Raw genomic sequence first — 13,474 nt, 5'->3', positions numbered from 1 at the left:
AACTTTACAAAAACTGATGATTACATAATTTCAATAGCCAAAATAAACGATATCATCAAAAATTAACTTTTAACATAAATAATAAATGACATGGCCTATAGTAAACCAAAATTTAAATCCACTTACAACAACTTTATCAATGGTAAATTTGTAAAACCCATCCATGGCGAATATTTCGAAAACACGTCGCCTATAGATAAAAGTGTAATTGCCCAATTTCCACGATCTCAAAAAGAAGATGTAGAACTGGCTTTAGACGCCGCCAATGCAGCCAAAGAAAGTTGGGGAAATACATCGGCAGCAGAACGTGCAAGCCTTTTAAACAAAGTTGCCGATATTATTGAAGCGAATTTAGAAGAATTTGCTTTAATTGAAACCTGCGATAACGGAAAACCTATTCGAGAAACTTTAAATGCAGATGTCCCACTATCTGTAGATCATTGGCGTTATTTTGCAGCTTGCATTCGCGCCGAAGAAGGTAGTGCCACCGAACTAGACGCCAATACGCTATCCATGAACATTAAAGAACCATTAGGCGTAATTGGCCAGATTATTCCGTGGAACTTTCCCTTACTAATGCTCTCTTGGAAATTACCTCCAGCCCTCGCAACAGGAAACTGTGTGGTGCTTAAACCTGCAGAGCAAACACCGGCTTCGGCCACCATATTAATGGAAAAGATTGCCGATGTATTTCCCCCTGGTGTTGTAAACATTATTCACGGGTTTGGCCCCGAAGCAGGTAAACCTTTAGCTTCCAGTTCTAAAGTAGATAAAGTAGCATTTACAGGCGAAACCACTACCGGACAATTAATCATGCAATACGCTTCTAAAAACTTAAACCCGGTAACGATGGAGCTTGGTGGAAAATCGCCAAATATCTTTTTTAACAGTGTGATGGATGCCGACGATGCCTATTTAGATAAAGCTATTGAAGGCGCTGTGCTCTTTGCCTTTAATCAAGGTGAAGTTTGCACCTGCCCTTCAAGAATTCTAGTTCAAGAAGCTATCTACGATGCATTTATGAAGCGTGTTGTAGCGCGTACAGAAGCTATTATTCAAAACAATCCATACGATGTAAATACTCAAGTTGGTGCACAAGCCTCTAACGATCAATACGAAAAAATTCAATCGTATTTAAAAATAGGACAAGAAGAAGGCGCTAAAGTATTATGTGGCGGGACTGCAAACACCGCAGGAGATTTGGCAAATGGCTTTTTTATAAAACCTACCATCTTAGAAGGCCATAACAAAATGAGAGTATTTCAGGAAGAAATATTTGGCCCCGTAGTTTGCGTAACCAAATTTAAAGACGAAGCCGAAGCTTTAGAAATCGCCAACGACACACTATATGGCTTAGGTGCTGGAGTCTGGACGCGAGATGCCCATCAATTATATCAGATTCCAAGAGCAATTAAAGCAGGCCGTGTCTGGGTGAATTGCTATCATGCTTACCCTGCCCACGCCCCTTTTGGAGGCTACAAAAAATCTGGTTTTGGTAGAGAGAACCACCTGATGATGATGGACCATTACCGACAAACAAAAAACATGTTAATTTCTTACGACAAAAATAAATTAGGGTTTTTCTAATGGTTTGGTTAGTAATATTATAGGTTGGATTACACGCACCGTAATTCAACCTTTTAAATTTCAAAAAAATATATGGAACGCATAGCAATTACAGATAAAGCAGCAACTATAGTTAAACAACTACAGGCTAAACATGGCGATTTAATTTTTCACCAAAGTGGTGGCTGTTGCGATGGTTCGTCCCCAATGATTTTTGAAAAAGATGACATGTACCTAGACGAGAGCGATATTTTTATGGGCACTTTGGAAGGCGTTCCTTTTTATATGAACAAAGATCAGTTCGAGTATTGGAAACACACACATTTAACTGTCGATATTACCGAAGGTCGTGGTGCTAGTTTTTCACTAGAAATTCCTTTGGGACTTCGGTTTATAATTCATTCCCGTTTACTCACTAACGAAGAAAATGCGCTATTAAATCCAAACTAAACCACTATAGACTGAAAGTCCGATTATTTGTATTTATTTTAGCCACAAATACACTAATATTCTTTATAAAAACTGTGTCAAATATTCGTGCATTCGTGGCGGAAAAAATTTATAGAAACTGAAGTCTTGCACTAAAAGTGCATAGTTTTAACTAACGACTGAGACCAATAAATCTTAAATACAACTACAATTTAATTAACACAAAAAGTATCCATCAGTTCCGAAACTATTAAAGCTTCATCGGCAGCACAAGGATTGACATCTTGTTTTCCGCTAAAATAATCTACAACAGCCGCTATCATGGGATGTTGCACATGCTTGGGATTAGAAAATGTAAACTGATGCGCCTGTCCTGCGGTTTTTAAATGTACATAGTTCCCAAAAAACGAAAACTCGATTTGCCCCTCTGTACCATAAATCACACAGCGATCGGTTTTCGATACATCGGCACAATTAAAAGACCAAATTCCACGACATTGCACCCCATTTTCAAATTGAATTATACCGTTAACAAGATCGTCTACTTTGGACGCCTTATTTTGAGTATCGGACACCCCATAAGCACGATTATATTCGCCAAAAAACAAATACATTAAATCTAATTGATGCGGTGCCAAATCGTGAAACAAACCACCACCAGCAATAGCCGCATTAAACCGCCAGGGTAATTCCGACTGCGCTACAAGATGCGATTTAGGCGGTTGTAACACCTGAATATCTGCAAACAAAACATCACCTATGCATTTACCGTCAAGCAATTCCTTAACTTTTAAAAATGCTGGTAGTTTGCGTCTGTAATGTGCCACAGTTAACTTTGTTCCACTAACTTTAACCGCATTGCAAAGTTGTTGGGACTGCGCTGTATTTAAGGTCATGGGCTTTTCTAAATACACGTGTTTTCCTGCCTTAATAGCCTGTAATGCATAATCTAAATGAGAGGCCGGAGGCGTTGCAATATATACCGCATTAATTTCGGGGTCGTTTAAAATAGGCTGTACCGTATTGTAATAATAAGGAACGTTATGCCTTAGCGCAAAATCTTTGGCTTTATCTAAATTTCTGCGCATAACCGCCTTCAATTTAGAGTTTGGTATTAGCGAAAAAGCAGGTCCACTTTTTACTTCGGCTACATCGCCACAACCTATTATTCCCCAGACTATTTTTGATGCCATTTTTACAAGGGATTAATATAATTTTCAATTTGTTTTTCAGAAAGCTCTGGGTTCGCTCCCGCTTTTTCTGCCACCATAGCCCCAACTGCACAAGCGTAATTAATGGCCTGCTGCGGATGTTCGCCAACTAATAATTTATGAATTAAAGTCGCTAAGAAAGAATCGCCCGCCCCCACTGTATCGTTAACCTGAGCTCGAAAACCACTGTTATAATAAAATGCATTATTATACCACAAAACAGCACCAAACTTGCCTTTGGTTACACAAATGTGTTTTGTTTGCGTAAGTTTCGCGAGCCATTGTATGTTTTGCTCTACTCCTTTATACTTAGACTCTAAAAGATCGCTAATAACATAAAGTTCTTCATTGTTTAACTTAATAAAATCGGCAGCTTGCATCAATGAGACAAGTACAGATTTAGTAATAAATGGCTGCCTTAAATTAACATCGAAAACTTTAAACGCTGTGGTTTTTAAAATTTGAAATAAGGTGTGTTTAGATACCTCGTGCCGTGCTATTAGGCTACCATAAACAAAGGCATCTGCTGTATTTACTACATCTAATTGTTCGGGATGAAACGCTATAAAATCCCAGGCACACGGTGATGCTATATCGTAAGAAGCGACACCATCTACATCTAAAGACACATGTACCAGCCCTGTTTTATAATTGTCCTGCTGCTGGATAAGGGAGGTATCAAGACCACGAGTAGTCATGTACTCCAATGCATCAGCGCCTTTTTCATCTGTACCAATGCCGCTAATCATATAAACGGTATTATTAAATGATTGTAACCTCAGCGCTACGTTTAGTGGAGCTCCTCCAATTTTTTCGTGGCTTGGAAATACATCAAAAAGCACCTCTCCAAAACAAACGATCTGTAATTGTTTTTTCATTATGAATCAAAAAAAAACAGGATGTATATCCTGCTTTTTAAAAATACTATTTTTTAAGTAAACCTTATAATATAAACCAGTCTTTAACTTTATTTATAATTTCGGTGTCTTTAGCTTTATGTTCAAATTCGTTATTAGCCTTATTATAAACATAATCTTTACCCCAAGTTTCGTAATGTTCGGCAACTTGCTTTATGGCATCGCAAATAAACAACAACTCGCTATTGGTAGTAATCGGGTGTAATGATAAACGCACCCAACCTGGTTTTTCGGTTAAATTCTTTTCGTTTAAATTGTGTACTAAATCCTGTGAGGTTTCTTTATCGTAAGCAAACAGATAATGTCCATACGTACTTGCACAAGACCACCCGCCGCGCACTTGAATACCAAATCTATCATTTAGTAATCTAACTATTAAATTGTAGTGCACATTTTTAATTCCGAAAGACACGCAACCAATGCGCTTTACTTCTGTACTCCCTAAAATAAACAGGTTAGGTATTTTTTTAAGTTCGCTAAAACACAAACTTAAAAGCTCTTCTTCGCGATCGGCAATCTTTTGGGTGTTCATTTTATCTTTTAAGCGCATAGCTAAAGCTGTACGCATCACCTGTAAAAATCCAGGCGTACCACCATCTTCTTTTACTTCAATATCTTTAAAATAAGCATATTCTCCCCAAGGGTTGGTCCATTGTACGTTTCCGCCACCTGGCACATCTGGACACGAAGCCTTGTATAACTGTTTATTAAAAACTAATACGCCACAAGTTCCAGGACCACCTAAAAATTTATGAGGTGAAAAAAATACGGCATCTAAACGTGCTTCTGGATCTTCAGGATGCATATCTATATCTACATATGGTGCAGAAGCTGCGAAATCTATAAAACAATAGCCACCATGCTGATGCATAATTTTAGCTAATTCTTGATAAGGTGATATGATTCCCGTAACGTTAGAACAGGCAGTAAACGAACCTATTTTAACCGTTCTGTTTTTATATTTCTGAATGGCTTCTTCCAGTTTGTTCGGGCAGATAAGTTGTTGGTCGTTACATTCTAAAATAACCACATCGGCAATGGTTTCCATCCAGGGCACATGATTGGAATGATGCTCCATATGAGAAATAAACACCACTGGACGCTCGGCCTCTGGAAGACTTTGCTTTTTTAATTTTGCATCTGGAAAACGAAATCCTATAATACGCATAAAATGAGCCAGAACACCTGTCATTCCAGTATTGGCAGTAATTAAAACATCGTCTTCATTGGCATTAACATGTTCTTTTATAATGTTTCTGGCATGTCTGTAAGCGTATGTTGAAGCTTTACCTGTTTCGCTAGAAAACGAATGCGTATTGGCAACCATAGGTCCAATCTCGTTTTGCATTATATCTTCTATCGGCTGGTACAAACGTCCGCTAGCTACCCAATCGGCATACAATAATTCTTGTTCGCCATATACACTTTTAAACTTATGATGACGCCCTATTACACCTTTTGCAAATTCTTGAAAATAGCTTTCTAAATTGCTTGTAGAATTTACTGTTTTGGTCTCATAAATGCTTTCACTCATTACTCTATTTTTACATTAAATTAGCCCAAAATTAAGGTTACAAATTGAGTTTACGATTCAATAATTCATTTTTTTTATAAAAATTAACATCTTTAAATTAAGGCTGACATATAAATGCACTGAAAACACTTAAAATCAAATACTTAACAAAACAAAAGTCTTGTAAATTGATAGGATTTGTTCCTAAAAAAACACATACTAATGAACTAAAAAAGACTTGCTATGTATTAAAAAGCAAGTCTTTTTTCTGTTAAAAACATAGGGTGAATTGCGACAAAAAACTGTTCAAAAAACTACATCAGATTAGTTGTGTGCCGATTTTCTATTTGCCAATAACAAATGATCGCAGACCATAACCAACTCGTTATTTTGATTAAAAACATCTACATGTTCTACCACCTGACCAAATTGCGGTCTTTTATCGTCTTTCTTTTCGATAATAGTTACCTCTACCCTAATGGTATCGCCTATAAACACTGGTTTAATAAACCTTAAACGATCGTAACCTTTGGAAAATGCTTCAGGATTAATTTCTGTTGCCGTCATTCCTATAGCAACACTAAACGTAAGCGTGCCATGGGCTATACGCTGTTTAAAAGGTTGAGTTTTGCACCACTCGGCATCTAAATGGTGAGGAAAAAAATCGCCAGTTTGCCCAGCATGCATTACAATATCGGTTTCTGTAATGGTTCTTCCCAAAGTTTTTCGGGTATCTCCTATAGTATAATCTTCAAAAAATTGCGATTTAAATATCATGTTACTCTTTATCTTTTATTGTTATTTTAATTGTTAAAATGTACTCGATTTGTAAGCCGCCTCAACCAACTCCATGGTTTTTAAGGCATCGGTTACTGCTGTTGGTAATTGATTTTCGGAATCTTCTACATAGCGCATTAGACTAGCCATTGAGCCCATAAATGCATCTGGAAACCAAGACCCTTCAATGGCAACTGTTTGCCATTTTGCTTGTCCGTCTTCATTAATCACACAATATTCAAAAGCATCTGGTTCGCCATGTGGATAATCTAAAAGCAAGCCCATAGTCGCTACAATAACACCTTTTGTTCCTTCCCATTTTATAAAACTTTTTTGATGTTCTCGTCCAAAATTATGATCGTGATTGGTATTAATTGTTGCGCTAATTTCGTTACCATAATCGAACAACATATTACTTCTTGTAGATGCTACTTTCGCATTTGGGTGCTTTACGGTCTTGGCCATTACCCGTTTTGGTTCACCTAAAAAAGAACGTACCAAATCGATATAATGAATACTGTGGTACAAAATTTCTACCCGTGGTGTTTGTAATAGAAAATCCCATAAATGCCACGGCGTGTAAGTACATACCTTTACTTTTAAGTCGTACAATTCGCCAATTGCACCTGACTGAATTATAGAGCGTGCAGCATTTACAAAAGGCGCAAAACGCAACTGAAAATTCACCGAAGCCTTTAACTGTTTTGCGTTACAGATTTCTAAAATCTCCTGTGCGGCTTCTAGAGTCTCGCCCATGGGCTTCTGGATTAAAACGGCACTACCATCTGGAAGATTTGGTAATATTTTAATTATCTGCGCTGCCGGCACAGCCAAATCGTAAACAACCTGTTTAGTGCCTTGGGCTGTAGCAATTAATTCTGGTAATGTTTCGCATACATTTTCGATATCGAAAGTGCTAGCTAATTGTTTCGCCTGATTCACGTGTAAATCGTAAATGGCTAAAACTTTAAATCCAGCCTTTTTATAAGCTGGTAAATGGGCATCTTTTACAATGCCGCCTGCTCCAATAATTACTATAGGCAACTTTTTTTTAGGCCATTCTTGCTCGTAAGAAATAGTCATATTACAGTTCTATTTTATTAATTTGAAATTGAGCCGCTTCTAATAATTCAGGAATTGAAACTTCCGAAGTTATTAACTTTGTCATCATATCGTCTATAACATGGGCTATGGCGTTCCAATTGGTTTTTCTAGGCAAAGTACCTACCTGCTCGTGCAAGCCATTTAGAGTCTTATAAAACGGCACGATACGATTCACCTCTGCATCGTTCCAAGTTGATTTTCTACAACCTATACCGCCTGTTAAGGTTAATAGTTTGTCATTTTTTTTAGAAGTAGCAAACCTTATAAAATCGTATGCGATTTGTTTATTGCAACTGCCTTTAGCTATGGCATACAACCAATACACACAGAGCGAAACGCCTTGCCCGTTCGGCCCCGAAGGGATATTGGATACGTTTACTTTTCCTTTTACTTTAGATTCTGAAATCACTTCACTCATCGAAGCAAATCCAAACCAATTTACCATCATAGCGACCTCCCCTTTAGCAAAAGCCATACCTGCCTGGATGGAATCGAATGTTTTAGAATGCGGGTGAACAGCCGTTTCATCATTCATAATATTCCGATAAAAATTTAAGGCTTCTACTGCCTGTGGCGTATTTATAAACACCTTACCATTATCATCTAAAAGAGCACCACCATGCGCCCATAATTGAATACTAAAATCGAAAACAGAATTATGTCCGTCTGGAAATAACGCAAAGGCGCTGCCATATAAATTTTGTTCTGGACTATGAAAAAACTGAGCAATTTGATGAAACTCTTCCCAAGTTTCTGGAGGTTTTAATGCTTTATTATATTGTTTTTGAAACCGGTTCTGCTCTGCTTCATTTTCAAAGAGATCTGTTCTATATATCAAACATTCTGGGCCATCATGAAATGGTAAACCTAAAATTTGCGCGCCGAAAGTCTGCATACCCAAAAGCGCATCGGACCATCCTTGCGGATAATCTTCTGGTGGATTTTCATCTATCCACGGAGCTAGGTCTTCTAAAATCGCATTGTCGTAAGCCTCTGCAATCCAATCGGTGTTTATATGCACGACATCCCAATCGCCTTTGCTCATGCCATGTTCTTTGCCCAATAGTGCATTGTGTAGCGGATTAAGACCTAAAGCAACCGCTTCTAGTTTTAAAGTACACCCTGTTTCGTCGCAAAAAGCCGTCCATAACTTTTGGATAGTTGTTTCGAAAGGTTCAAATTTTCTAACTGCTATTTTAAAAGTATTCGGCATGCTCTACAAATTAAATTCTGAAATTATAGTTTGGGTGTGCTCGCCTAAAATTGGCGTACCTTTATCAGATTTTAAAACTTCACCATCAATTTTAATCGGGCAACGCGTTGTTTTAAACCTGTAACCATCGCTCATAACGACTTCCTGCTCCATATCTAAAACCTGATATCCTTCGGTTTGCAATAACCTATTCCAATCCATGACATCTGCACACCAAATATCTGCCGGCTCTAATAACGACAACCACTTTTGCGTGGTATCTGTTTCTAAATGTGCTGCTAAAATTGATTTTATTTCACTTCGTTTAGAAAACCAAGATTCCGGTTCTGGATAATTTTTAAGACTATCGCACCCTAACAATTCTCCTAAAAACGGGATTTGCCCCATTGCTAGAGCCAAATAGCCATTTTCTGTTTTATAAATACCATAAGGAGCGCCTAAATAAGCGTGAGCATTATTAGTTTTTGTACGTTGCGGTAATTGTCCGCCATCTTGATAATAGGTTGTAATAACCTCGAACTGAAAATCTATTATAGATTCTAACATGCTTACCTGAACCTTAGCTCCTTGACCATTAACCCCTTTTCTTACCAAGGCTGCCAAAATACCTTGAACGAGATGAGCGCCAGAAATAAGATCTACAATAGCTAAACCCATCGGTACTGGACCAGCTGCTTCATTCCCGCTCAACCATGTTAAGCCTGATAAGGATTGAAGTAATAAATCCTGACCAGGTTTATCTTTCCAAGGCCCTGCAGTACCATATCCGGAGATTTCCCCGTAAATAACAGATGGATTTATTTGCTTTACGGTCGTGTAATCTAGGCCTAATCGCTCTATAACCCCTGGTCTAAAATTATGCATAACAATATCGGCCTGCGCAATTAATTTCTTAATTCGGTTTAAGTCTTTAGCGTCTTTTAAATTCGCCGTTATACTTTCTTTATTTCGGTTTATGGCATGAAAAATTGAAGAATCGCCATTCATTTTAAGATTAGAAACATACAGCGAACGACAAATATCGCCCGTTTCAGGCTTTTCTACTTTAATAACTCGCGCCCCTAAATCTGCTAACTTTAAACTTGCTGATGGTCCTGACAAAAACTGACTTAAGTCTACGACGATAATATCTTGAAGTGGTTTCATTATGACTGATTTTGGTTGTTAAAGTTTTGCAATCCAAATTCGTGTACTATGGTCTCATTATCTTCGCCAACCTTGGGCGCTGCCTTTGAAGCATAGTAATATTGACTATCAATTTGTATTGGACATCTTGTGGTTTTAATTGTTACGCCAGAGGCCGTAATTACATCTTGATCCATTTGTAGTATTTTATACGCGTCATGCGCCATCAGTTCTTTATAATTAAAGATTGCCGAACACCAAATGTCTGCGGGCTCTAAAATGTCTAACCAAGCTTTTGTTGTTTTTTCCTTTAAAATAGCTTGAATAAGCGTCATGATCTCATCTTTAAAATCGAACCAATTGGCTTCTGACTTTAAATGTTCTGGCAACTCAAATTTTAAATGGGTTTCCAGCTTTGTCATTGGCACCATGGCAATAGCAATATAGCTATCTTTAGTTTTATACACCCCGTAAGGTGCTCCCAAATAAGCTTGAGCATTACCATTTTTTGCGCGTTTAGGAGGTTTGCCACCATCGTTAAGATAAGTGGTTAAAACCTCGAATTGCATATCTATAGTCGACTCTAATAAACTAACCTCAACCAGGGCACCTTCATTAGTTTTACCGCGTCTTACCAGAGCAGCCAATAGACCTTGCGTAAAATGTGTTCCTGTAAAAATATCGCTGGCTGCAATTCCCATAGGAGTAGGATGATCTTTAGCTGTGCCCGACAAATATGCTAATCCGGACATTGCTTGAATTAAAAGATCCTGGCCCGGTTTTTTTTGCCAAGGCCCTTCACTACCATATCCAGTAACAACTCCATAAATTATACGCGAATTAAGCTGCTTTACTGTTTTGTAATCTAAACCAATAGCTTCCATAACACCTGGTCTAAAATTATGGGTCATAATATCTGCTACTTCAAGTATTTTTTTAATGCGTTTTAAATCCTCTGGATCTTTTAAATTTGCAGCAAACGACTGTTTATTTCTGTTTATAGTATGAAACACCAAACTATCGCCCTCTATAAATAGATTTTTTATGGCTATTTGCCGCCCTCCTTCTCCTTTTATAGGGCGTTCAATTTTTATAACCCGCGCACCTAAATCGGCTAATCGTAATCCGGCTGATGGCCCTGCGAGAAACTGACAAAATTCTACAACTAAAATGCCTTCTAATGGTTTCATGAACTGACTTTAGTTTTAGATTCCACGTAAAGTGCATTCATATGATTAAGAACGTTAGCTTCATCGCCACCAGACATAAGATAGTTTCTAACGTAATCACCAGCATTATCCTGAAAATGTAAATACCCATTGTAACGTGGTCTTAAAAAAGCATTGTCGTGGGTTTTTAATGTCGATTGAAAAAACTGACTACTTAAGGCATTGGTATGCGCATCAAGCCAAGCCGATCTATGTCCTGGCTGACCTCCGTTATTGAAATACAAACGTTTTTGAGTTTCTGGCGAAGCCATAAATTCGGCATAAGACACCGCTGCATCAATATGTTTACTGCTTGCCGAAATGGCCAAACCAGCACCGCCCAACGTACTTTGAAAATCTTTTCCTTCGTTATTTTTTATAATATCATGAAATTGCAGCTTTTTTGAAGCATATCCATCTCGAGCGTAATTTGTGTAACCGTAAGCCCATGGGCAGTATGCATAATCGTTTCGCGATGTTAAGGCTTCGTAAACTTTAATCGGATTCCAATTAAAAAATTCGGGATTTAATAAATCGGTTAAACGCTTCATCATCTTTAAAGCTTCTATTCCCACGGCGTTACTCACAATATAATCATCCGTTTTAAAAGGTTCCTCGCCTAAAACATTGCAAAACATATAAAAATTCATAAGGGTATCAATAGGAATTCCTGGCATTGTTACGAGTCCCTTTTTAGCCAATTTCAATAGATCTTCCCAAGTTCCAGGAACTTTTTCGCCTGCTTTCTCTAACAAATCCGAACGGCTCGATGCCACAGGAGTTGCCGTATCTACAGGGAGTGCATATAAATCGCCTCCAAAATTGTAGCTCTCGCAAGATTTACCAACCGATTGTTGTTGCTGATCTTGTATAAAAGCTTCTGGCAAATATTTATTAAATGGTATAATAATACCAGTATCGGCGGCATAACCAGCCCAAGGATGATCTATAATTAACAAATCGTACTGTTGTGCTAAAACATCTATATGCTCGTCTGCGAAACCCTGAAGGGAACGCTTAGACCATTCTATTTTTATATGTGGATGCAATTCTGAAAAGCGTTGAGCTGTCGCCACTTTAGGACAATACCCACGACTGTGATCCCATGTAATTCCTTTTAAAATAATTGGTTCTTTCATTATATTTTTATAAAATCTATTATTTAAGTTACGGCTCCATTACCTTGCATGCTTCCATAAGTGATTATTACGAATGAACATACTAATATTAAGAGTCCTGCTATTAAAGTAACATATGTTTGTTTTGATACGGCACGCCATTCTTTCATAATAACACCTACAATGAAGCTGAAAAATATTAACATAGACATATGTATTGCCCAACTAGCAAACTGAAAAGCTCCCATTCGCACATGGCCTAGTCCGTAAAAAAAGAATTGAAAATACCACAAGCCTCCGGTAAGTACAGAAAGCAATACATTACGAAACCAAAGGCCTGCTCCTAAAGCTTTAACTGCTACCAACTCTTTAATAGTATCTTGTTTAAAACTCACTATGGTAAACCAGATAACATTGGTTAAAAACGTACCAGCAGTCGACACCAATAAATTGGCATTACCCTGAAAATGTCCTGCGCCATATTTGCCAGCAAGTTCTGCTATAGGAGCTCCTAATTCTAAAGACACCCCAAAAACAGCTGATAATACTCCTGAAAATACGGTGAGCAACACCCCTTTTTTTAAATTAAAAGCACTTGCTTCCAATTGCTTGCTCTCTTTTAGGTTTTGCTCTTTTTTGTAGCCAGACCATCCACAAATAAAAACTCCAATTAAAGACAGAATCATCCCTAACAACACTATTAGTCCGCCTGGCTTGGAGAATTGTGTTATTAAAGTACCGTGGATAATTAAAGGTACAACCGTACCAATTATAGCCGAAAGCCCAATAGAAATTGTATACGTTAAAGAAAAGCCGATGTATTTTATTGCATAACCAAAGGCCATACCTCCAAACCCATATATGGCTCCTAAAATGAACGCATTGTACATGGCTGTAATTGGAGAATTGGTTAAAACTTCCCATAAATTAGGAACGGTTAAATATCCCACAATTAAAGGAAAAATTAACCAAGCAAATAATGCCTGGATTAACCAATAACTATTCCACGACCAATGTTTTACTTTTTGAAATGGCAAATAACAGCTCGATGCTGAAACACCACCAATTGCATGCAGGACTGTACCTAATAAGGGGTTTGACATATTTCTAATTTTGACATGAAAAATGAATTCAACAATAAAACAACTATAAACATATCATTTTATTTCTTTAAATATTAAAAAATTATCACAATCATAAAAAAATAAATGTAATTAATACACAAAAATTCGAAAGAAAGTTTGAATCGCCTATTCTTGTGTTCTTCCTGTTGGATTAATAAATGACTAAACC

Annotated in this window: 12 protein-coding genes; 2 read left to right on the top strand and 10 right to left on the bottom strand. The window is 37.5% G+C overall.

Annotated features, from left to right (window positions below; all coding sequences use genetic code 11):
* Nucleotides 1-90: 90 nt before the first annotated feature.
* Together ACR9EA_RS04625 and ACR9EA_RS04620 are read left to right on the top strand one after the other, a co-directional pair.
* Nucleotides 91-1,587: an aldehyde dehydrogenase family protein gene (locus ACR9EA_RS04625; protein WP_435138207.1), complete on the top strand. Its 1,497-nt coding sequence runs from the start codon at nt 91-93 to the stop codon at nt 1,585-1,587.
* A 72-nt stretch (nt 1,588-1,659) separates the two neighbouring features.
* Nucleotides 1,660-2,016, top strand: coding sequence for a DUF779 domain-containing protein (locus ACR9EA_RS04620; protein ID WP_435138204.1), 357 nt, complete (start codon nt 1,660-1,662; stop codon nt 2,014-2,016).
* A gap of 191 nt (nt 2,017-2,207) precedes the next feature.
* Here ACR9EA_RS04620 and ACR9EA_RS04615 read toward each other — a convergent pair whose 3' ends face one another.
* From ACR9EA_RS04615 to ACR9EA_RS04570, 10 genes are all read right to left on the bottom strand, one after another.
* On the bottom strand, nt 2,208-3,188 hold the full coding sequence (locus ACR9EA_RS04615) for a Gfo/Idh/MocA family protein (protein ID WP_435138201.1): 981 nt from the start codon (nt 3,186-3,188) through the stop codon (nt 2,208-2,210).
* A 2-nt stretch (nt 3,189-3,190) separates the two neighbouring features.
* Nucleotides 3,191-4,084 (bottom strand): carbohydrate kinase family protein, encoded by an 894-nt coding sequence (locus ACR9EA_RS04610; protein WP_435138198.1) that lies wholly within the window; start codon nt 4,082-4,084, stop codon nt 3,191-3,193.
* Between the two features lie 64 nt (nt 4,085-4,148).
* A complete protein-coding gene (locus tag ACR9EA_RS04605; protein ID WP_435138195.1) occupies nt 4,149-5,657 on the bottom strand; it encodes an aminotransferase class V-fold PLP-dependent enzyme in 1,509 nt (502 codons plus the stop codon).
* 303 nt (nt 5,658-5,960) lie between these two features.
* Nucleotides 5,961-6,413 (bottom strand): MaoC family dehydratase, encoded by a 453-nt coding sequence (locus ACR9EA_RS04600; protein WP_435138192.1) that lies wholly within the window; start codon nt 6,411-6,413, stop codon nt 5,961-5,963.
* A gap of 33 nt (nt 6,414-6,446) precedes the next feature.
* Nucleotides 6,447-7,496 carry a Gfo/Idh/MocA family protein gene (locus ACR9EA_RS04595; protein ID WP_435138189.1) on the bottom strand — a complete coding sequence of 350 codons (1,050 nt, stop codon included), beginning with the start codon at nt 7,494-7,496 and terminating at the stop codon, nt 6,447-6,449.
* 1 nt (nt 7,497) lies between these two features.
* Complete coding sequence (locus ACR9EA_RS04590; RefSeq protein WP_435138186.1) at nt 7,498-8,730, bottom strand: extracellular solute-binding protein; 1,233 nt, start codon at nt 8,728-8,730, stop codon at nt 7,498-7,500.
* A gap of 3 nt (nt 8,731-8,733) precedes the next feature.
* A complete protein-coding gene (locus tag ACR9EA_RS04585; protein WP_435138183.1) occupies nt 8,734-9,876 on the bottom strand; it encodes a CaiB/BaiF CoA transferase family protein in 1,143 nt (380 codons plus the stop codon).
* On the bottom strand, nt 9,876-11,045 hold the full coding sequence (locus tag ACR9EA_RS04580; RefSeq protein ID WP_435138180.1) for a CaiB/BaiF CoA transferase family protein: 1,170 nt from the start codon (nt 11,043-11,045) through the stop codon (nt 9,876-9,878). The genes ACR9EA_RS04585 and ACR9EA_RS04580 overlap by 1 nt, the downstream gene beginning before the upstream one ends.
* The gene (locus tag ACR9EA_RS04575) at nt 11,042-12,202 is read right to left on the bottom strand and encodes an ABC transporter substrate-binding protein (RefSeq protein ID WP_435138177.1); all 1,161 of its coding nucleotides are present in this window, start codon (nt 12,200-12,202) and stop codon (nt 11,042-11,044) included. The genes ACR9EA_RS04580 and ACR9EA_RS04575 overlap by 4 nt, the downstream gene beginning before the upstream one ends.
* A gap of 23 nt (nt 12,203-12,225) precedes the next feature.
* Nucleotides 12,226-13,284 (bottom strand): L-rhamnose/proton symporter RhaT, encoded by a 1,059-nt coding sequence (locus ACR9EA_RS04570; RefSeq protein WP_435138174.1) that lies wholly within the window; start codon nt 13,282-13,284, stop codon nt 12,226-12,228.
* Nucleotides 13,285-13,474 lie beyond the last annotated feature (190 nt).

It is taken from the genome of Formosa sp. A9, assembly GCF_051200825.1.
Lineage (GTDB): Bacteria > Bacteroidota > Bacteroidia > Flavobacteriales > Flavobacteriaceae > Formosa.
This window is presented reverse-complemented; position numbering and strand designations above follow the sequence as displayed.